This window comes from Anaerobacillus sp. QJM3NY_32, from assembly GCF_056173645.1.
This window is the reverse complement of the sequence record NZ_CM149684.1, coordinates 4,204,986-4,225,985: the sequence shown is the minus strand read 5'-3', so window position 1 is coordinate 4,225,985 and position 21,000 is coordinate 4,204,986. Positions and strand designations below refer to the sequence as shown.

21 protein-coding genes are annotated in these 21,000 nt (G+C 40.5%); 12 read left to right on the top strand and 9 right to left on the bottom strand.

Going from position 1 to position 21,000, the window contains the following annotated elements:
* Positions 1–3 precede the first annotated feature (3 nt).
* Both AC0VYH_RS21675 and AC0VYH_RS21670 read right to left on the bottom strand, forming a co-directional pair.
* Positions 4–279, bottom strand: a complete 276-nt coding sequence (locus tag AC0VYH_RS21675; protein ID WP_160918338.1) for a PTS sugar transporter subunit IIB — start codon at positions 277–279, stop codon at positions 4–6.
* A gap of 14 nt (positions 280–293) precedes the next feature.
* Positions 294–2,399, bottom strand: a complete 2,106-nt coding sequence (locus tag AC0VYH_RS21670; protein ID WP_475373133.1) for a BglG family transcription antiterminator — start codon at positions 2,397–2,399, stop codon at positions 294–296.
* A gap of 365 nt (positions 2,400–2,764) precedes the next feature.
* Here AC0VYH_RS21670 and AC0VYH_RS21665 point away from each other — a divergent pair, with 365 nt between their 5' ends.
* From AC0VYH_RS21665 to AC0VYH_RS21655, 3 genes are all read left to right on the top strand, one after another.
* Positions 2,765–3,802 (top strand): aldose epimerase family protein, encoded by a 1,038-nt coding sequence (locus AC0VYH_RS21665; RefSeq protein ID WP_475368238.1) that lies wholly within the window; start codon positions 2,765–2,767, stop codon positions 3,800–3,802.
* Between the two features lie 310 nt (positions 3,803–4,112).
* Complete coding sequence (locus tag AC0VYH_RS21660; RefSeq protein WP_475373132.1) at positions 4,113–5,021, top strand: DUF6612 family protein; 909 nt, start codon at positions 4,113–4,115, stop codon at positions 5,019–5,021.
* Between the two features lie 72 nt (positions 5,022–5,093).
* On the top strand, positions 5,094–5,726 hold the full coding sequence (locus AC0VYH_RS21655; protein ID WP_194218237.1) for a class D sortase: 633 nt from the start codon (positions 5,094–5,096) through the stop codon (positions 5,724–5,726).
* A 62-nt stretch (positions 5,727–5,788) separates the two neighbouring features.
* On the opposite strand, the gene AC0VYH_RS21650 is transcribed toward AC0VYH_RS21655, so the two are convergent.
* Positions 5,789–6,076 (bottom strand): hypothetical protein, encoded by a 288-nt coding sequence (locus AC0VYH_RS21650; protein ID WP_194218238.1) that lies wholly within the window; start codon positions 6,074–6,076, stop codon positions 5,789–5,791.
* 225 nt (positions 6,077–6,301) lie between these two features.
* Here AC0VYH_RS21650 and AC0VYH_RS21645 point away from each other — a divergent pair, with 225 nt between their 5' ends.
* The 3 genes from AC0VYH_RS21645 to AC0VYH_RS21635 all read left to right on the top strand — a co-directional run bounded on the left by AC0VYH_RS21645 (position 6,302) and on the right by AC0VYH_RS21635 (position 9,018).
* Positions 6,302–7,534, top strand: coding sequence for a dicarboxylate/amino acid:cation symporter (locus AC0VYH_RS21645; protein WP_475366225.1), 1,233 nt, complete (start codon positions 6,302–6,304; stop codon positions 7,532–7,534).
* A gap of 214 nt (positions 7,535–7,748) precedes the next feature.
* Positions 7,749–8,561: a DUF3100 domain-containing protein gene (locus AC0VYH_RS21640; protein ID WP_475366224.1), complete on the top strand. Its 813-nt coding sequence runs from the start codon at positions 7,749–7,751 to the stop codon at positions 8,559–8,561.
* 1 nt (position 8,562) lies between these two features.
* Entirely contained in the window at positions 8,563–9,018 is a 456-nt protein-coding gene (locus AC0VYH_RS21635) for a hypothetical protein (RefSeq protein ID WP_475373131.1), read from the top strand.
* A gap of 52 nt (positions 9,019–9,070) precedes the next feature.
* On the opposite strand, the gene AC0VYH_RS21630 is transcribed toward AC0VYH_RS21635, so the two are convergent.
* The gene (locus AC0VYH_RS21630) at positions 9,071–10,180 is read right to left on the bottom strand and encodes a DUF2515 family protein (RefSeq protein WP_475366223.1); all 1,110 of its coding nucleotides are present in this window, start codon (positions 10,178–10,180) and stop codon (positions 9,071–9,073) included.
* A 301-nt stretch (positions 10,181–10,481) separates the two neighbouring features.
* On the opposite strand from AC0VYH_RS21630, the gene AC0VYH_RS21625 reads away from it, so the two are divergent.
* Entirely contained in the window at positions 10,482–11,603 is a 1,122-nt protein-coding gene (locus AC0VYH_RS21625; protein ID WP_475366222.1) for an HD domain-containing phosphohydrolase, read from the top strand.
* 31 nt (positions 11,604–11,634) lie between these two features.
* Here AC0VYH_RS21625 and AC0VYH_RS21620 read toward each other — a convergent pair whose 3' ends face one another.
* Together AC0VYH_RS21620 and AC0VYH_RS21615 are read right to left on the bottom strand one after the other, a co-directional pair.
* Complete coding sequence (locus AC0VYH_RS21620) at positions 11,635–12,579, bottom strand: ATP-grasp domain-containing protein (protein WP_475366221.1); 945 nt, start codon at positions 12,577–12,579, stop codon at positions 11,635–11,637.
* Positions 12,580–12,718: 139 nt separating this feature from the next.
* A complete protein-coding gene (locus tag AC0VYH_RS21615; protein WP_475373130.1) occupies positions 12,719–13,951 on the bottom strand; it encodes an aminopeptidase in 1,233 nt (410 codons plus the stop codon).
* Positions 13,952–14,216: 265 nt separating this feature from the next.
* On the opposite strand from AC0VYH_RS21615, the gene msrB reads away from it, so the two are divergent.
* The 3 genes from msrB (at position 14,217) to AC0VYH_RS21600 (ending at position 17,347) form a co-directional block, all read left to right on the top strand.
* On the top strand, positions 14,217–15,167 hold the full coding sequence (gene msrB, locus AC0VYH_RS21610) for a peptide-methionine (R)-S-oxide reductase MsrB (protein ID WP_475367540.1): 951 nt from the start codon (positions 14,217–14,219) through the stop codon (positions 15,165–15,167).
* Positions 15,164–16,162, top strand: coding sequence for an NAD(P)/FAD-dependent oxidoreductase (locus AC0VYH_RS21605; RefSeq protein ID WP_475366219.1), 999 nt, complete (start codon positions 15,164–15,166; stop codon positions 16,160–16,162). Before msrB ends, AC0VYH_RS21605 begins: the two co-directional genes overlap by 4 nt.
* 135 nt (positions 16,163–16,297) lie before the next feature.
* Positions 16,298–17,347: a GGDEF domain-containing protein gene (locus tag AC0VYH_RS21600; protein WP_475366218.1), complete on the top strand. Its 1,050-nt coding sequence runs from the start codon at positions 16,298–16,300 to the stop codon at positions 17,345–17,347.
* On the opposite strand, the gene AC0VYH_RS21595 is transcribed toward AC0VYH_RS21600, so the two are convergent.
* Positions 17,344–18,072 carry an MBL fold metallo-hydrolase gene (locus AC0VYH_RS21595; protein ID WP_475368231.1) on the bottom strand — a complete coding sequence of 243 codons (729 nt, stop codon included), beginning with the start codon at positions 18,070–18,072 and terminating at the stop codon, positions 17,344–17,346. The genes AC0VYH_RS21600 and AC0VYH_RS21595 overlap by 4 nt on opposite strands.
* A gap of 324 nt (positions 18,073–18,396) precedes the next feature.
* A complete protein-coding gene (locus AC0VYH_RS21590) occupies positions 18,397–18,819 on the bottom strand; it encodes an organic hydroperoxide resistance protein (RefSeq protein WP_475366216.1) in 423 nt (140 codons plus the stop codon).
* A 162-nt stretch (positions 18,820–18,981) separates the two neighbouring features.
* Between AC0VYH_RS21590 and AC0VYH_RS21585 the strand changes: the two genes are divergently transcribed.
* Both AC0VYH_RS21585 and AC0VYH_RS21580 read left to right on the top strand, forming a co-directional pair.
* Positions 18,982–19,428, top strand: a complete 447-nt coding sequence (locus tag AC0VYH_RS21585) for a MarR family winged helix-turn-helix transcriptional regulator (RefSeq protein ID WP_194218251.1) — start codon at positions 18,982–18,984, stop codon at positions 19,426–19,428.
* Between the two features lie 81 nt (positions 19,429–19,509).
* The gene (locus AC0VYH_RS21580) at positions 19,510–19,959 is read left to right on the top strand and encodes a MarR family winged helix-turn-helix transcriptional regulator (protein WP_276511785.1); all 450 of its coding nucleotides are present in this window, start codon (positions 19,510–19,512) and stop codon (positions 19,957–19,959) included.
* Between the two features lie 46 nt (positions 19,960–20,005).
* Here AC0VYH_RS21580 and AC0VYH_RS21575 read toward each other — a convergent pair whose 3' ends face one another.
* Positions 20,006–20,962 (bottom strand): YndJ family protein, encoded by a 957-nt coding sequence (locus AC0VYH_RS21575; RefSeq protein ID WP_194218253.1) that lies wholly within the window; start codon positions 20,960–20,962, stop codon positions 20,006–20,008.
* Positions 20,963–21,000: the final 38 nt, after the last annotated feature.

Below are 21,000 nucleotides of genomic sequence, written 5' to 3'. Positions count from 1 at the left end.
ATGTTATGCCCCTTTCAAATTTGCTTCAATCGCCGTCCTTAGTTCCTTTTTATCCATCAAATTATTTAGCTTAATGACATTTCGCTTGCCGTCTTCTAGATTTTCAACAATCTCTGTTGAGCCTAAGAAGTAATCGGCGTTTTCAGATTTACTAGTTGTAAGATCTGTATGATCAACCTCAGCTTCAATTCCAAGCTCGTTTAGAATACTTTTCACGTTCATTTCTACGATAAAGCTGCTTCCTAGTCCATTACCACATACAACAAGAATTTTTTTCATTTTTATTCTCTCCCTTAGTTTGAGTATTTTGATACGAGTTTAATAATTTCTTCTTTTTCCTCTGCACCATAAATCATTTCTAGGTTTTCTTCTTCTGACAGCAGCTCCGAAAGTTGAGCAAGAGCTTTTAGGTGCGTTTCGTTATCTACTGCAGCGAGTACGATTAACAACTTTACCTGATGCTTTTCTTTAGATGAAAAGGGAACCTCTTGATCTAATCGAAGCAAGCTCATACCAACCGTATTCACACCTTCTTCTGGACGGGCATGAGGAATAGCGATTCCTGGAGCGATGACTACATAAGGCCCCAAATCTTCTACATTTTTGATCATGGCATCGATATAAGAAGAGGTGATTTGCTCTGTCGCAAGGAGCGGCAGAGCTGCTGTCTTGATCGCTTCTTTCCAATCTGCTGTCTGCGTAGCAAATTGAATGGTTTCTTCATGTAGTAAGTCATTTAACATAGGTCGTTCAAACCTTTCTATTGATAAGCTGGTTGGTGATGGAGCAAATAACTGATGTAATTCATTTCTTAGTTCTTTCTCATTCGTAATCGTGCCATGTTTCTTCATGATTTCAACGATCACATCTGGGTTCAAGTCAGTTTCTTCATGAGAAGTTGTTTGTACTTCCTCCATCCAATGAAGGATTTTCTCTTTTCCCTGCTGTGTCAAAATGGGATTCACCGTTAAGACAGGTAACGTGTCATGTTCCAATGGTGATGTTGAGAAGACATAATCCACGTCGTAGTGGTTTTGTATGAATTGTCTTCTTGATACTGTCCCGATGACTTCCACATTTGTGAGAAGCTTTTCAAGCTGTCCTCTTAAAATATTTGATGTACCAATTCCTTTTTCACAAACGATAATCGCTTTTCCGAACGTCACTTCCGGAAGCTCTTCCTTCTGCATCCATGCTCCAAAGTGCATCGCTAGATAAGCGAGCTCATCATCTGGTAGCTTTTGAGACATCATCAATTCGATCGGCCAAACGGCACGTTTCGTAATGGAAAAGACATCTGGATATTCCTGTTGTACCGACTCTGTTAGTTCGTTTGTAATTGGAACATGATATTTCAATCGATAGTACGTTGGTTTAAGGTGAAGAAAAAGAGCTTCCTCTAGTTCATTGCGCTGTTCGAATAAGACACAAGCGTAAACTTGAAATTCATTAACGATCTCTCTAACAACTTTTCTAAGCTTGTTACTTTCAAGACTACCAACAGTGCCTACTTCAGAATAATTGACCCTTGAGCCAAGAAGGTGCATCGTGATAAAACCTATCTCATCCATTGATAGTGAGAGTTTGAATTGAACTTCTAATTCTTTTGCAATGCTCTTTGCTGCTTCAAATTCTCTCGTTGAACAAACAGCGTGTTTTTCATCTGGATCGAGCTGGATGCGATGCTCGCCTTTCAAACGTTGAAGAAGAACGACAAGCTGAATGGCTAGAACATGGATCGTATCGTCCGTTAGCTCTACTTTTAGAATCGGCTCAGCATTCATGATGATTTGCTTCATCGGAATGAGGTGTGAATAGGTGTGTTCATCACCGTTCTTTAAGAGAGGATAAAGAAAATTCGTCATTTCGGTTAATTGTCCATTGGTGAGAACCTCGGACAGAAAACGACTCAATATTCTCCTCTTGTTTTCCTCTTTACCTTCCACTACATAGCCGGTTGTTCTTTCAAATTGTAAAGTTAATGTTTCCTCGGCCAGAACTTTTTTAACAAGCTTTAAATCTTTAGCGACTGTGCCGCGACTTACTTGAGTACGTTCCATAAAGTTCTGCATAAAGACTGGCTTATCGTTTGTTAAGAGTTCAACGCCAATTAAGGTGATGCGTTCCGGTTGAGAATAGTGGTACTGCCATTCTTTTAGCTCCTTCATCAATTTAGGAACGGTCTGTTTGGTCTCTTCAGAGAGATAGTACCCCATTCCTTGTTTTGTTTGGATAATGGGTAGCTTGTTCTCATCTAGCCAATCGTTAATTTTTTGTAGGTCATAATGAACAGTTCGTTTTGATATTCCTAATTGGTCAATGACATGATCAACCGTAACTAACTCTGTTGCATTCACGAGCTTTGTTAGTAAAAATGTGCTTCTTTCATCAAGTGACATGGAGATCTCCAACTCCCTTACAATTGCAAAATGATACGGATGAAACAAATCATGATTTGATATTGCTAAGTATATAGGCGATAGGGTTAATATGAAAGGGTTTGCAATGTGTTGTTTTTGTATTTCGTCAATTTGCAAAAGTGAACAGATGTGAAATTGGAACGTGTTTGAAGAGAGAAATTCGAATCAAATTCTAGAAAGAACCGTATATGTATGGAGTCAGTAGATTAACAAATAGGTAGGTGATATACTAACCAAAGAATTAAAAGAATCGATTCACTCTTTGGTTTTTCCACCCCCAATTTTCCTAGAACCTTTTTAGATAATAGTCTTATAACTTCGCTTTATAAGGAGATGGAATACTTATGAACATATCCCAAGAAAACTTTGGAACGTTAAATGGTCAGGATGTAACATTATTTAAGTTGCAAACGAAAAGTGGTTTTGAAATTTCTTGTATTGATTATGGTTGCATTATTACTCGCATTCTCAGCCCAAATAAGAATGGACAACTTGAAAATATAGTACTGGGTTATGACACCCTGGAAGAGTATCTAACTTGTTCCAATTATTTTGGGGCCGTTATTGGGAGAGTAGCTGGAAGAATTGAAGGCGGTTCCTTTGAATTAGGTGGAAAAGAATTTCAATTACATAAAAACGATGCTAACAACCATATTCATGGAGGCAGTAGGGGGTTTAATAGCGTAATTTGGGATGCCAAAGTGATTCAAAATCATCAGGATGAGGGGACTATTGAATTTAAATATCATAGTGCTGACGGAGAAGAAGGTTATCCGGGCAATGTAGAAGTTGTTGTACGTTATACATTAAACAATCAAGATGAATTAACGATTCATTACAGTGCTACTTCTGACAAAGATACGATCATGAATTTGACAAACCATACTTATTTTAATTTAAGTGGGGATTTGAAGGAAGATGTGTTGAGTCATTCTTTAAAGTTGAAAAGCAATTACTATTTAGAGTTAAACCGTGACATGATACCTACTGGAAAGCTATTAAATGTACAGGGAACGTCTTTTGATTTTCGAGACGGGAAAAAATTGAGTGAGGGTGTGAATAATCCTCATGAGCAGAATTTATTAGTAGGTGAAGGGTATGACCATCCTTTTATCCTTGAAGATCATCAAGAAATTGTATTAAGTTCTGCAGGACGGAAGCTGACCGTTGCTACGAGCGAGCCTTGTGTTGTGCTATATACAGGCAACAGCATAAGTGAAGGTTTCAAAATAAGAGAGGTTCCTTCAAAAAAATATTTAGGTGTATGTCTCGAGACGCAAAAACATCCCAATGCTATTAATCAACCAGAATTTCCGTCTGTTGTGCTAAGTGAAAACACACCATATGAATCAAAAACACGCTATAAATTTCAAACGAGGTAACCGTAAATCCTCATCAAGTCCTTTTATATACAATGGTGTTAAAAGTACTATTTGTATCTCATATAGGATCTATCTTGATGTTATTGGAATCTTTTCTGATTCGTTATAGTTTGTCTCTCAAAACCAAGAAGCCTTTTATTCGGAGGCTCCTTGGTTTTTTATATAAAAATGTTTCGATTTATATAAACTGGGAAATTAAGGTATAGGTGAAAGAAACTGGTGATTACGAAAACCATCAGGTAGTTCCATACATAATGTAACGTCAGATCCCTAGCCTTCTCTTGCCAAAAAAATGAATTGGAGTGTTTGGATGTTAAAGAAATTAGCCCCACTATCGTTAGCAGCAGTTGTTTTTGTAGGTGCCCCGTTTCACACCTCTGCAAAGGAAATGAGTGCGACGGACATTCTAAAGCAGTCGAATGAAGCAATGACTGAAATCGAGAGCTATTCTACAAAAACAAATATGGAACAATCGATTCCTCTTAAAGGTGAAACGATGTCCATTTCTAGCGAATCTGAAGCGGACATAACGCTGAAGCCTTTCGCAATGCATCAGGTTGTGACAACACAATCGCCTGAGGAAGGTGAAGTCTCACTAGAGTCTTATTGGACAGAGGAAGGTTTCTACCAGGAAGATCCTGAAAAGGGCTGGATTAAGATGCCTCAAGAACTGACGCAAGGTTTAGAAGAGCTTCAAAGCATGACGATGGTGGAAGGCCAGATGTCGCAAGCCGAAGAACTTGGTGAAGAGATGAGCGTTGAAGAAACTGGCGAAGGATTCGTTTTAACATATGAGGGCGACGGCAAGACGTTAATGGAAGCATCTATGAAAATGTTTGAAGAGAGTATGTCAGGTGAAGACTCCGGGTCAATGAAAGGACTTATGGAGCAGATGACGATTAATGATTTTAACTATGAAGTGACGATCGATAAAGAGACTTATTACATGAAGCAATTATCAATGGACATTGATATGGATATGGAAATCGAGGGAGAAAGCATGAATATGACTCAATCGATGGAAATGTCGGTAGACAACTATAACGGTGTTGATGAAATTACCGTTCCAGCTAATGTGATTGATTCGGCGAAGCCATTGGAGGGCGGACAAATGCCTGAAACGGCTACTGCCAATCCTATGCTTGCCTTAGGTGGAGCGTCTCTAGCTGTAATAGCAGGTGGCCTATTGGTTTTCAGAAGGAAAACACGTACTCAATAATCTATTGTGAAGAACCGCAAAGCATGATGCGGTTTTTTCCCTTTCTATAGGACGAGCAATTGAGGTGGAGAAATGAACAAAGTTTATGTTGTTTTGATGTGTGCAGGTCTATTTATAGCAGCCTTCTATGGCTATGAGTGGTGGCAGTCCACGCAAGCAGTTGAGCAAGTAGATGCTGAAGAGACTGAGAGGTGGAATACCGAAGAAGCAAGCGAAGTTCAGGAAATAGAAACGGCTAGTAGTCATTCAAAAGAGCAAGCGGTGGTAATGAGTAATGAAATAAATGCTTATGAGAAGGGCGAGGAAGTTGGTCGATTAATTATCCCTGCAATTGAAAAAGGATTTACTACTTATTGGGGAACAGATGAAGAAACGTTAAGTCAAGGTGTTGGGATGTACGTAAGTCAGTATACAACGACACCTGATCAGGGCCGCCATACCGTATTAAGTGGACATCGGGACACCGTTTTCACTGGTTTGAATAATGTTCAGAAAGATGATCCAATCTTTTTTGAATTCGATGGAAAACGATATGAGTACATCGTTGTCGGAATAAAGGTTGTTGATGAGGACGACAGGACGGTTATTGTCGACAAAGAAGAGGCGACATTAACGTTAACGACGTGCTATCCTTTTGAATTCATTGGGCACGCCCCTGAACGATATGTGATTCAATCTGAACTAGTGAACGTGATGGATATGTAGGTAACTCCGCCAGATAAACGAATGAAGCATATAAAAAAGTCCTGCCGTCTAGCAGGACTTTTTTATATGCGGGAAAGGGATGTAGATGGTCGTAAACGCGGTCTGATCTCTTGGACAAGATGATCGCCTTTTCCTAATTCATTTAATTGTAATAAAGTATGCGCAATGTTTTCTTCTACTTCATACGTTAGCCCTGTGTTGTAATCAATTAGAAAATACATCTTTCCATCTTCAACTGTTCCGGATAAGAGCTCATACTTATCGTATTCAAAATGGACCTCTGTTCCGTATTGGGTCATCTCAAGATACGTTTCGAAAGGGGTGACGGGGAATACTTCTAATTTACTCATGTTCATCCTCCAGCTATTTTAATAGATTTTAGTAAGCAGTCTATCCGAGTTTATCCTTCTCTATACATGAAAAAGAGATTTAAAGAATGAAAGTTTTGTAGAGTGGGTTATGCTCAGATATTTGGAGGTTAAAGCTAAGATTTTGACTTATAGCTTATAGTGCTGTATCTTATTCCCTAGTAATTATATATGAATAATTAACATTCCTTTATTAGGAGGGAAATTATGAAGAATGTAATGAGAGGCTATTTGAATGCTTCGTTAATAGTAAAAATCACCGTTGCGCTAGTTCTCGGTATTATAGTTGGTCTTGTTTTTGGCAAGGATGCGGCCATTCTCGCTCCGCTTGGAGATTTATTAATTAAATTGCTATCGTTTCTTATTATCCCATTAATTCTATTTACATTGATTGTTGGTGTCAATCAAACGAAATTGAATAATCTCGGCCGTATGGGAGGTAAGGTGTTTCTATACTATGTTTTAACATCTGCTTTAGCTATCATCGTTGGACTAACAGTAGCGACATTATTTAATCCAGGTGCAGGATTATCAATCGATCCTAACCAATCATTTGACGTTCCGGATAATCCTGGGATTGTAAGTGTTCTTTTAAATATCGTACCATCAAACATCGTTACAGCGTTTAACGAGATGAACCTACTTGGAATTATTTTTACTGCTTTTGCTTTTGGTATCGCGATTTCTGCGCTGCGAAACTCAGAAGAACACGGTCAGCTCGGTGAGCATCTATATAAAGTAGTTGAAGGCTTGAATGAAGCGACTTTTAAAATTATGAATGTGATTCTGCAGTACGTTCCAATCGGAATTTTTGCAATCATTGCGAAAACAATTGGAAACCAGGGGTTGGATACGATTCTCTCACTCGGAAACATGATAGCTGTCCTTTATATTGCTTTAATTGTACAGATCGGAATATATGTACTGTTCTTGCTATTCTTCAAAGTAAGTCCGAAAGAATTTTTTAGTAATGCAAGTAAGCCGATGATCACCGCTTTTGTTACGCAAAGTAGCTCTGGCACATTGCCACTTACGATGAACGCGGCGAAAGGGCTAGGGGTTTCGAAAAGTTTATATAGTTTTAGTTTGCCACTAGGCGCCACGATTAATATGGATGGAGCGGCAATCCGAATTGCGATATCTGCGGTGTTCGCTGCAAATGTCGTTGGCTCACCGCTAAGCTTTACAGACATGTTGATGGTCGTCATCGTTGGAACACTTGCCTCAATTGGTACAGCAGGTGTCCCTGGTGCAGGAATCGTCATGATCGCCACCGTGTTTGCTCAGGTTGGGTTACCGATGGAAACCGTTGCTTTATTAACAGCCGTGGATGCCTTAGTTGGAATGGGTGCCACTGGTCTTAATGTAACGGGAGATCTTGTTGGTGCTTCGATTATTAATCGAAAAGAAAGATTGGCAAAAGGGAAGACAGCTGAGTAATAAAAAGTCGGGCGATGCCTGGCTTTTTTTTCTGCTAAATTTTATCTTAAAAAGGATAAAGACGATAGTGCATGTATTTGTATCCGCTTCCTAAAAAAATTCAGGCTAAATCTCACCCCGTGTGTAAGAATAATCCATTTACTTTTAAGAATCTAAATATTAAGATAACAATAACTTTAGAGCTTTCATGCAGAAAAGGAAATGGGGGATATGGGTGTCAGATCAACTTAAGGGGATTTGGAAAGATTGGAGATTGCATTTACTTGTGTTTGGAATTGTTGCGTTAACAGAATGGATTGGCGTTTTTCAATTTACAGTAGGGCCAGGCGTTATTCTATTATTGCCAATGCTGTACGCCATGCTTATTGGACTCGGTCTGTTTTTTACACCAGTTGTTAAAAAAACGCAGGCGCTTCATGCTGAACCGTTAATTGTGCTTGGGGTAACGTTACTTATCGCAAAAATCGGCGTGATTATTGGACCGTCCTTACCGAAATTAATCGAAGCAGGTCCCGCTTTGCTTCTGCAGGAATTCGGAAATTTAGGTACGATATTCATTGCTTTGCCAATTGCTGTTTTTCTTGGACTGAAGAGAGAAAGCATTGGCATGGCGCATTCTGTAGCAAGAGAGCCAAACGTTGGGCTGATTGTTGATAAATACGGCTTTAATTCACCTGAAGGACGAGGCGTTATGGCCATTTATATATTTGGTACAGTCTTTGGAGCTGTATTTATGGGAGTGATATCTGGGTTCCTTGCGACAATTACACCGCTCCATCCATTATCGTTCGCAATGGCTTCTGGTATTGGAAGTGGAAGTATGATGGCCGCGGCAAGTGGTTCGCTCGTTGCTGCTTTTCCTGCATTTTCAGACGACATTATTGCATTTGCAGGTGCGAGCAATTTGCTGTCGCTCTCAACAGGCTTATACATGAGCATTTTCATAGGTCTTCCTTTAACAGAAAAAATGTATCAGCTGCTAACAAAAGAAAAGTCACCTAAGGCGAGCATGAGGAAAGGAGCATAAGATGCTATTAAAAAATGTACAAGAGTGGACGTTATTATTAGTGATTTTCGGCTTGATTGCAGCTGTGGGAAACTGGATTGGGTATAGTGTGTTTCCGGTTTCAGCATTACCTGGTATGCTCGTTTTAATTGTCATTTGTTTAGCTGGGCTTATTCTTCAGCACGTTCTTCCTGTGAATATTCCAAGTGTTGCTTACATTGGTATTATTGGAATTCTTCTTTCGATGCCAATCATGCCAGGTTCTGAATATGTCGTAAAGTGGACGGAAAATCTTAATATCCTTGCCCTTGCGACTCCTATATTAGCTTATGCTGGTATAGCAATCGGACGCTCCTGGACAGATTTTGTTAAGCTAGGCTGGCGAAGCGTAGTGGTCGCTATGTTTGTCATGGTAGGAACGTTTCTAGGTTCTGCCCTCATTGCTGAAGTAGTTTTGAGAATGCAAAACATTATCTAATCAGAAAAAGCTTCCCGTGCGGAAGTTTTTTTATTGGAAAAGAACGGGTCTTTTATATGCGACAGAGTTTTTCGAGGCATTCAATTGAGTGACAGTAGGTTTTCGCGACGTTTCCTGTCAAATCGGGAGCGGGTAACGAAAATAGAGACAGGGCTGAATCATTTGTAAACCAATCCTCTCGATTGGGGGGCTCGTGACTGACTTCCTTCCAAACAGATAAAAGAGGGCTATAAATACGCGGGCCTTCTGTTACCTTGCACTTTTCGATGGTGCGCTTTTCTCCTGGTATTCCTTCCTTTACCGGATGGAAAAAATGTGGCCAAAAGTCTTTACGTGAACCAGTATGCGGATGATGTGATGCCCAATCTAAAATGTCGTTGAGGATTTCTTGCTTAGAAAATAGAATCTGGTAGAGACGCTTTCCAAGATGGATTCGTTCCTTAACATAAAGAAAATGATTGGCAGTTTCACCAATTAGCTGAATAGAGGTATTATCATTCCTCGGAAATAATATCACGTTCATATTGAAAACATTTTGTAGTTGAAAAGGCAATGTTTTAAAAACTGATTTATGGAAGACATCATCCTTTATTATGCGTGAATCGATGTAGTGTTGTTCATTGATAATCAGGGCTGTTGAAAGGATATCACGGTCTTTTTCAATCCAGAACCTTCTCCATACAACACTCATAAAAGAAGAGACGTGAAAAGCAGATAGTAGGTGAAAAAGTGGTTTCCTTCTTTTAATACTTTCTTGATAAACAAGAAGCTGAGGATAGGCATCCTGAAAAATAAGCCAGTTTCCTCGTTCCAAAAAAGAGAAGAAGGATATCTGCTGATCTACTGATAATAGGTGGGGGAGATATTCACCTTGTAGATCAGTCATTGTCCATCCTGCATTCCGAGATACGAGATGGGCAAGGAAAGCCCAATGAATTTCTGGATGTTGGAAAAAGAAACTCAGATAAGCTTTGGTTCGAGTGACGTTATTTGCATTTGCACGCTCTGTTTTTTCAAGAATGAATTGAACGAGCTGCTGATCCTCCGCCGAAAATGAGGTGGGAGTTGAATGAGTTTTGATCGCGTTTTTTAACTCGTATATGAGAGGAGCAGATAGACTCTTTTTCTTTTGTGGTAGAAAGAATGATATTAAGGACTTCACAACTTTTCCACTCCCTTGTTTGCCTTTCTATATACGTATGAATGTAGAATCAGGAAAGAAGAAAGTCTTTCGAATGGTTTTGTTAACAAGGGATGCCTACTTGGGTGAGTGAGATCAAATTGTACCTATTTGCAACACAAAAACTGGGTGTGATTGTGGGTTTTCTATCTTCCTTTATCTACCACTAAACTTTGGATAAGTGTATGATAGAAGTATTCATAACAATTGCACGTTCATATTTTACTATTTGGCTCATTCACACGAGTAGAAATGAGCACGTTGAAGGAGGCCTAATTGCTACATGTCTCATGGCCGATTAAAAAGAGAGCTTCATTCTGAAGAGCTTCTCGAAATTATCTTTGATTATGCGTCTCGTATCACGATTGAGAACAATCTGGACCGACTTCTGATGCTTATGGCTGATATGGGGAGGGATATGACGGTTGCTGACAGATGTACGCTCTGGCTATATGATGAGAAAACAGATGAATTGTTGGCAAGAGTTCCTCATGGTATGGAAAAAATTCGTGTTCCTGCTACGAGCGGACTTGTAGGCTACGTCTATCAAACAACAAAGTCACTCGTAATCGATGATGCTTATGAGGACAAGCGGTTTTGTGCAGAGTTGGATGTGAAGACAGGCTACCGAACGAAGTCAGTCATGATCATTCCTCTTACGAATAAGAAGAATCAAAGACTTGGAGTCTATCAGGTCATCAACAAATTAACCGCTGATGAAGTATTTACAGCTCAGGACGTAAAGTATTTGAGCCTTGCAGCTTCTTATACAGCTCAAGCGCTCGAAGCTGTGTTAATGAACATAGAGATGGAAGAGGCTCAACGAGAGATCATTTTCAAAATGGGCGAAATTGGGGAAGTTCGTTCACAGGAAACAGGAGCTCATGTTAAACGAGTAGCGGAGTATGCAAAGTTTCTGGCGATGAAATCCGGATTGAGTGAAGAAGAAGCAGATCTCATTAAAGTAGCTTCACCGATGCATGACATCGGGAAGGTAGCCATTGCCGATGCGATTTTAAATAAGCCTGGTAAACTATCGGAAGAGGAGTTCAATGCGGTAAGGGAACATGCTAATATCGGCTATAACCTTTTGAAAAATTCTAATCGCAGTATACTAAAGGCAGCGGCCGTTATTGCCAAGGAGCACCATGAGCGTTGGGACGGCAAAGGTTATCCAGAGGGACTAAGTGGCGACGACATCCACATCTATGGCCGGATTGTTTCTGTTGCTGATGTTTTTGATGCGCTTGCTACGGATCGTCCTTACAAAAAAGCGTGGAACTCAGAAAAAATTCTCGCTCATTTTAAAAAGGAGCGAGGAGGCCAGTTTGATCCCAATCTTATTGACGTTTTTTTAGCAAATATAGACGATTTTCTCCAGATAAAAGAGCAATACAAAGATTAAGAAGCAAGAAGAGCGCCCACGGCGCTCTTCTTTATTTTTGTAGAGAATGAAGGTTAGAAAGTTCCTGTGCAAGCGTTTCAGCGATGGCTTTCATCCCAGAAATACCTGCTTTTTTCTCTGCATCGGCATTGTAGTTCGTATTTGTGTTCACATCATAAGTAAACAAATCGCCACGCTCATTTTGAATGCATTCAATTCCTGCAAAGGCGATGCCGTTCGCTTTTAAGAATGCTTCATAATTGTTCAAAACAGGATGATCGAAGTTTTCAATGATTTCAAATTTAGGAGCGGGTTCTTCTGTTGTCGGACAAAAAGAATCCCCAACCTGACAAGCATCAGCTGGACATAACTCAAAACCTTCAGATGTATCGACACGAACGGCATAGAGGAATTTTCCGCCTACAAACTCACAGCGAGTAATCGAAGCGTCAGGAGCCTGAATGTACTGCTGAAGCAATGTGATCCCATCAATCGAATCTTCAAACGCATCACTCATCACATAGCCCTTCAACGTCTCTGGATTGTTAAATAGCTGAACGCCGAGTCCTTTTCCAGCTCGGTTATGCTTCGTAATAAATGGCTCAGAAAATGCATCAGCTGCGTTCACAAGATGATCCTTTCCGACAGCGGCAATCGTTTTTGGTGTAACGACCCCATGTTTTCTAAGGGCTGCGTATTGGGCAACTTTACTGACTTCAAGGGCTAGTGCGCGGCTATCGTTTAATACTCTTCGCCCATGACTCTCAAGCCATGATAGTACTGCTGCAGTATATTCGGGTGCATAGCGATGATCACGAGTGTGGGAGGATGCACTCATCCGATTATAGAAAACACCATCTGGTGGTACGTCACTTAAGTCGAAATTTCCTTCGCTCAGAAACCAATCTTCATATGGGACGTTAAGCTGTTCAAGTTCATGCTTAAGGGGCTTTGTCCATTCCTCGTTCTCATGAATGATATATATTTTTGCGCTCATGTAATAACCTCCTTTTTTATAACCGTTAAAACCTATCATTTTACTCAAGTATAAAGGAGTTTTCATCATAATCCCAGTGAAAACGTTCTATCACCTGTCCCAAAATAAAAAGCAGAGCTCGTTTGCTCTGCTTTAAAAACTAAATTGCCCAGTTTCCTTTGCGGAACACTGGTTCACTTGTCCCGTCTTCTTTAATTCCATCAATATCCATTTCTTCTGAACCGATCATAAAGTCGACATGCGTTACACTTTCGTTAGCTCCTGCCGCTTTAAGCTCTTCTTTAGACATGTTTTTTCCACCTTCAAGACAGAAGGAATAAGCATTCCCAATCGCAAGGTGATTCGAAGCATTTTCATCGAAAAGCGTGTTGAAGAAAATGATTTCTGCATTCGAGATCGGTGAATCATGAGGAACGAGCGCTACTTCACCGAGATAGTGAGCGCCTTCATCCGTTTCGATTAGATGCTGTAGTGTTTCATTGCCGTTCTTCGCTTCTGCTTTTACAATGCGTCCTTTTTCAAATGTAAGCGTGAAGTCCTCAATGACTGTTCCGCCGTAGCTAAGGGGCTTTGTTGAGGACACAACACCGTTCACACCAGTTTTATTCGGAATTGTAAACACTTCTTCTGTTGGCATGTTCGCAACAAAATGATCGCCTTTCACATTCTCACTGATTCCGCCAACCCACTGGTGAGCCTTTGGAAGTTCAATAGAGAGGTCTGTTCCCGGCGCACGATAGTGAAGTTTGCTGTAATGCTTATTGTTTAGGTAATCTACCTTTTGTTCAAGGTTAGCACTGTGCTCTTTCCATGCCTGAACCGGATCGCCAGTTGAAACACGAGTGGCCTGGAAAATAGCTTCCCATAACTTGGCTTCCTGTTCTTCCTCTGGTGCGTCAGGGAACACTTTCTGAGCCCATCCTTTAGAAGGAACGGCAACAACTGACCAGCTACTATGATCAGACATCATATAGTTGCGGTACCCTTCCATCGCCTTGCCTGCTGTTTTGCTTGCATTCGAAATGCGTTCAGGATCTACACCTTTTAAAAGGTCTGGATTAGAAGAGGTGATTGAGAGAAAAGCCGCTCCGTTTTCTGCCATCTCTTCAAAGCCCTTCGCTTTCCAGGTCGGAAATTCTTTGAATGCTTCGTCAGGTGCTTTGTCAAACTTAATACGAGTTAAGGTTTCATCGTTCCATTCAACATGGACATTTTTAGCTCCAGCTTCATAAGCGCTTTCAGCAATGTTTCGAACAAATTCGGCTGATGTCAGAGGAGCGTTTACAACAAGAGTTTGTCCTTGTTGAATATTTACTCCTACTTTAACCGCTAGATCTGCGTATTTCTGTAGATTCTCTTGAAACGTAGCCATAGTCGAAGATCTCCTTTTTTCACGTAGTTATACTTCTAAATTGTAGCAGATTTCTTGATTTTTAGTAAATTATTCCCTGATTACCTACTCATAAAGCAAGTTTCTGGCAATAAACCGTCCATTTCGGATATGTTATATGTAAAGTGAATACTTCCATCAGGAGGAGGTGGTTCATTTCCTTCTGATGGTTAGACGAACCAATCGAACCTTTAGTAGCACTTAAGGGTAGAATAAATCTTCTATATTGGAGTGGTAGAGAATGAGTATGAATTATGAGCTTGCAACATTTGCTGGAGGATGTTTCTGGTGTATGGTTGAGCCATTTGAAGAAATGCCAGGCATTCAAAGCATCGTATCTGGCTATACAGGCGGAGAGAAGCCTTATCCAACATACGAAGAAGTCATTTCGAAAACTACCGGTCATGTTGAGGCCGTTCAAATTACATTTGATCCTAACGTCTTTCCATACACTAAACTACTTGATCTATTTTGGCGTCAAATTGATCCAACAGATTCAGGCGGGCAGTTCTTTGACCGCGGTGACACGTACATCACAGCGATTTATTATCATAACGAAGAGCAAGAGAAACTGGCTGAAGAGTCTCGAAAAGAGCTAGAAGAAAGTGGACGCTTCTCAAAACCGATCGTGACAAAAATCCTCCCAGCCAAGCCATTTTACCCGGCTGAAGATTATCATCAGGATTACCATAAGAAAAATCCTGCCCACTACAATCGCTACAAAAAAGGATCAGGTCGCGCTGATTTCATAGAGAAAAACTGGGCGTATGAGAAAAACGATGACGAACTTCGCAGTCGTTTAACAGATATTCAATACGAAGTGACACAAAAAAATGGAACAGAGCGTCCGTTCCAGAATGAGTATTACGATAATGCCAAACCAGGTATCTATGTTGACGTTGTTTCTGGTGAACCACTGTTTAGCTCAACGGATCAATATGATGCTGGCTGTGGCTGGCCGAGTTTTACGCAGCCGATCAACAATCATTTTGTGAAAGAAAAGAAGGATTTCAGTCACTTTATGATTCGAACAGAGGTGCGAAGCAAGGAAGCCGATTCTCATCTCGGTCACGTATTTAATGATGGTCCTTTAGAGAATGGTCTTCGCTATTGCATTAATTCAGCAGCAATGAAATTCGTTCCAAAAGAAAGTCTTGAAGAAGAAGGATACGGCGAATACCGAGTTCTATTTGAATGAGAAAAGTTGATGTTGCGATTGTAGGCGGCGGTGTTGCTGGAATTCTTGCAGCAAGGAAATTAACCGAAGACGGGATTAATGTCTTAGTACTTGATAAAAGCAAAAGTGTCGGTGGCCGGCTCGCAACGAGAAAAATAGGAGATGGTCGAGCTGATCATGGGGCACAATTTTTCACCGTTCGAACAGATCAGTTCCAGCAATTTGTCGATGAATGGGAACAGAACCAATGGATATCAAGGTGGTTTGGAGACAAACATGCAAGATACAAAGCAACAAACGGTATGAATCAATTAGTAAAGAATCTTGCTAGTGGAGTACCGCATCAATTAAATAGTAAAGTTGAGCAAATTGAGCGGGCTGAAGAAGAGTACGTCGTTATTTCGGAGAAAGGTGAGCGAGTCCAGGCAAGCCTTGTACTACTTACTCCACCAGCTCCCCAGACGCTTCAGCTTCTTGAAGCGAGTGATGTTCAAGTATCGGATCAATCGCTTCAATCGCTCAACCAAATAACATTCGATCCTGCGGTAGTTGGCCTTCTGACTTTTAAAAAAGAAGACGAAACCAGGCTACCTCCTGAAGGGCATAAGGATTCAGATTTGCCTGATGGCATCGAGCGTATGGTTGATAATCGTGTAAAAGGTATTTCGGATGAACGTATTATAACGGTCTATGCAACTCCTGATTTCTCAAAGAGTTTTTATCATTATGAGGATGAAGCTGTTTTAGCTGATATCCTGAAAAAGATAGAGCACTTGCTTCCCCTTGAGTCGTTGGTGTCTCAACAATTAAAAAGATGGCGATATGCTCAAGCAGTTCACGTTCATAATCATCCGTTTCTAAACGTTTCTGATAAAGAGGCTATCTTTGTAGCAGGGGATGCATTCTTACATGAAAATGATCAAACCGGACGAACGCGAATCGAAAGTGCTGTATTATCAGGATTAGCTGTAGCAGAAGAAATAAAGCAGTTGATGAACAGGAAGACTTCCACGTGAAGTCTTCCTTTTTTCTGTATTCATCTTGTTCGAAAGTTTTGAAAACAGCCTATTGTTTCGTAACTTTTGCGTTATAATAAATGTAGTGGAAAAATTTTCATACTTGAAATAAATCAAGGTGAAAAGGGTGAAATAATGAATGTGATAACAGAAAACGACCATATAATTGAAAAGATTTTATCGCTTTTTCGATGGGTTTTTCTCCTCATTGCAGGGGCATATTATTATATTTTATTACAGGGAAATAGCATCGCTTTTTTGAGTTTGCTTATATTTGGTTTTGTTTATATGGCAGTCGCTGAATATGCGCTTCATCGAACGCCTTTAAATTCAAAACGATACCACTATATGACGAAAGTGAGTGTCGCTTTTGATTACGTCGCTTTTCTATGGCTTATTGTGTTAACTGGAGGCGGAGGGAGTCCACTCTTTCCCATCGGATATTTAATTATCCTCCATGTTGCAGTGTATTGGAAATTTAGCGGAGGTATGATTGCAGCGCTTTTTCTAGGTGTTGGTTATACAGGAGTTCTTATTTTTAGCGGTTATTCGTTTACGGGTGAGGACCTGATTTCATATCTTCTAGATTTTATGTTCCTTATATTTATGGGGATTCTTGGCGGGATTATCGTTTCAAGAGAACGGAAGATGCGCTCCAAGAATACTCAATTAGAAGACATTGCGCGGAAAGATTTTTTAACAGATCTATACAATCATCGCTCCTTTCAAGAAGATTTACGTTACTGTGCTGAGCAGGAGAAGCCAATTCTTGTTGTTCTTGCCGATTTAGACTATTTTAAATCGGTGAATGATCAATTTGGGCATCTAGTTGGCGATAATGTGCTCCGTAAAATAGGCGAAGTATTAAAGAAACAAATTGGAACAAAAGGCAGAGCATATCGATATGGCGGAGAGGAATTAGCGCTTTTGTTGGATGCTGAGGATGTAGAAGAAGCGAGAGAATGTTTGCTACATATTCAGGTACTCATCAGAAACATGACCTTCACTGCAAAGGGCGAATATTTCAGTGTGACAATGAGCTTTGGAACAGCACTTTATCCTTTAGAAAATGGCATTATTCCATGCATGAAACTCGCAGATGAGCGGTTATATCTCGCAAAAAAACAGGGGAGAAATCGAATTTATTGGTATGATCAATATACTGAAAAGGATCACGTCTACTAGCGTGATCCTTCTTTATTTATGATCGAGGTAACGATATGTTTAGATGAATTTTCGAAAAGTGAGAAGTAGTTCAGCACATGGCGACTTGGAAACAATTCTTTCTGAATGACGGATGCCGGCTTGCCATCCTTATGTTTTGCAAGAACCTGGTCTTGAATGGAAAGAAGATAGTAAAGCTTTTCCTCTAATCGTCTGCGCCCGTTTGGTAATATACCAGCATGCGAACAAAAAACAGTCTTAAAGTCTTGTGATAGTACTTTTTGGAGTGATTGAATGACGTCTGGAATTGATTCAAACGCGAAAATACTTTTTGGTTGACTCATGACGTAGAGATCACCTGTAAACAGCCACCCTCGTTCCTTCTCAAGAAGAGCCAAGTGATCTGGCGCGTGACCAGGCGTGTGAAGTAAATCAAATGTATGATGCTTTGTTACGACTCGGTGCTCGATTCCCCTAGCTTCGAATGGTTTTCGGGAGCCCCAGAAAACGCGCCTATAGAGTGGGAGGTGAGGTCTCGCACGACACAAAGGAATGCCTTCAGGATGAATATACATCGGTATTCCTGAAGAAAGCATCGAAGCATTGCCTGTATGGTCCTCATGGTGATGCGTTAAGATTATTTGGGTATAGTTCTCCTTAGAGAGAAAATCCATTATTTCTTTTTGAAGGCGGCTAGGTCCGCAGTCGATCAAGAGCTCATCTACAAGGTACATATATACGTTCATCCGAACGCCCCCAAGCTGAAAAGTCCCTTTTACAGCCTTAACCCCCTCGAATTCTGAAACGGTGAGCACAATCCATCACACCTTCCGCTAATCTACTTCTAGTATAGCGATTTTTGAGGAGAAAAAAACCTTCTCTCCTAGTTGGAGTGGTGTGTTTCTGGTGGAGTGGTGTGGATATTGGCTAAAATTTGATTTTATTGTCCGAAATCGAAATTTATTGGCCAAATATAGATTTTATTAGCCAAATTCCATTTTTATTGGCCAAAACGCTCAAACAGTAAAAAGAGCTGCCGACACTCGGCAGCTCTTTCCAGTGATTGAAGCTTACTTCGCGATTGCTTCTAGCTCCACTTCCATATTTCCGCGCGTTGCTCTTGAATAAGGGCAAGTTTGGTGTGCCGATTCAACAAGTTCGTTTGCTGTTTCTTGATCGACACCTGGAATTGTAACGTGTAGCTTCGCACTAAGTCCGAATGCGCCGTCTTCTTCTTTTCCGATTGATACGTGCGCTTCTACTACCGTATCTTTGATTTTAATTCGCTTCATGCGTGCGACCATATTTAAGGCGCTATCGAAACAAGCTGCATAACCTGCTGCAAACAATTGTTCAGGATTCGTTGCTTCTCCTCCCTGACCGCCAAGTTCTTTTGGCATACGAAGGTCCATGTTGATGACGCCGTCCGATGATTCTACTTTACCCTGTCTGCCGCCGTGTGCTGATGCTTTTGCAGTATATAACGATTCCATAATAAAATTCCTCCCAATAATTTAAGTTGTGCACAATTTAATTTTACAAGATTAAATATATCTCATCGTTATTTATCTGTCAACAGAAAGCGATCATGTTGACATAACAGCCAAATCGGGATAAGTTGATTGTGCACAACTTATTGTAAAGAAGGGGTTATCATGAACCATAACGAACAATTAAAACTAGAGAATCAGCTCTGTTTTTCTGTATATGCTTGTTCAAGGGAAATTACGAAGATGTATCGTCCTTATTTGAACCAGCTTGATATTACGTATCCTCAATATCTCGTTCTCCTTGTTCTTTGGGAAAAACATGAAACAACCGTTAAGGCGCTTGGCGCGGAGCTTTATTTGGACTCAGGCACGTTAACTCCCCTGCTAAAAAGAATGGAAGAAGCGGGTCTTGTGATGAGAGAGCGTTCGAAAGAAGATGAGCGCAGAGTGATGGTTCGTTTAACATCAAAAGGGGAAGGGTTGAGAGAGGAAGCTTCGATCATTCCAGACGCTATGGCGGCAAACAGTGGTTTATCAAAAGAGGAATTCACGAAGGCATTATCTGGCTTTCAACAGCTGTTGGACCATATTCATTCCGTGAATGAAAAATAGTAGCAATTTTCCAGATTAAGTTGACATAAGTTATTGGAATTAAGTATAATTATCTCGAATTCAAGATATTAGAAGTTAAGGGTGAACGTTATGAATGATAAAGATCGTGAGCTTTCACTAAAGCTATTCATTGTCCTGGCTAGATCGAATCGCTCTGTTACCGATCATATTAAAACGGATATTCAAAGCTATGGATTAAATCCAACGGAATTTGCCGTGCTTGAGTTGCTTTATCACAAAGGAAATCAGCCGCTACAGCAAATCGGTGAGAAAATTCTACTTGCGAGTGGAAGCATCACCTACGTTGTCGACAAGCTTGAAGGAAAAGGGTATTTGAAGCGTAATCCATGTCCGAATGATCGTCGGATCACACATGCCGTTATAACTGATGAAGGTAAAAAGTTAATGGATCGTATTTTTCCTAACCATGAGAAACAAGTCCAGTCAATCTTTGCCGGTTTGGATGAGTCTGAGAAAGAAACGGCCATTACACTACTGAAAAAACTCGGTCACTATGCAGAGGAGCTATAATTTCCTCTTTATTTCTTAATATGGTCCAAAAAACCAGCTTCTCACATTATGTAGAGAGGCTGGTTTTTTTGAGTGCTTTTGTTTCCTGCATCGCTGTCACGCCAAGCAGGCCAAATAAAGAGAAGCCAAATGTGTTCACGAACCCATGGAAAAAGACCATTAAAGGGATACCGAGAATAACGGTTTCATTCACATGAGCAAACCCATAAATCATAGCGGAGCTCATCGAGAATAGCAGAGAAGCGAATGAAATTGATAGCAACATTTGAACGGAATAATCCAATGTTGGCACTAAATAGACGAGACAAAGAATCGAAAAAACGATGAGCGGTGTTACGAATTCAATGACTGAAATAAACTCAAGAACGGGCAACGAATCCGATAGTGTAATACCAACCGCAATGAAAGGTGGTCCGAGTAGAACAAAGATCGCAATCGTTTTAAACCACGGCTGAATGGAAGGTGCTTTTTTTAGAAGCATTTTCCCGATGAACGCCATCGTAATAGGTGTAATGAAAGCGGCATAGTGGAAATGAATAGATGTGAGCAGGACGATTACATCACTAAAATGGAGAATCTGGATGCCTGACCGATGTAGAATGAGCCAGAGTCCCCCAATGCTTATGTACATCAACCCCAGTTGAATGAGAACTTCAAAAATCGTGCTTCTCTTCCATGTTTGGAGGAGACGAGAAAATCCGTAGAGCGCAATTAAAATCGTCGTAAGAAACCACGGAACGGCTAGAAGTACAGCGAGCGTTCCCTGTTCAATAAAGAAGGAAACACCAGCAAGAACAGCTGATGGAAGCTGAGTCCAGGTGGTATAACGATAAAAGGAGTTCTTTCTCTGTGAGACGAGATTTAAGGTTAACGGCACAAGTACGAGATAAGCGAACATTAATAACATCATGACATATTGAAGTGTGTCGATTGGAGTTGTGAGTAATTTCGTGACAACGAAGGCTACCCACAGAAATAGACCGGCAAAACTGCTTGTTTTCATTATGATTTCACCTCTCTTTTAGTGTACGATGAAGAGAA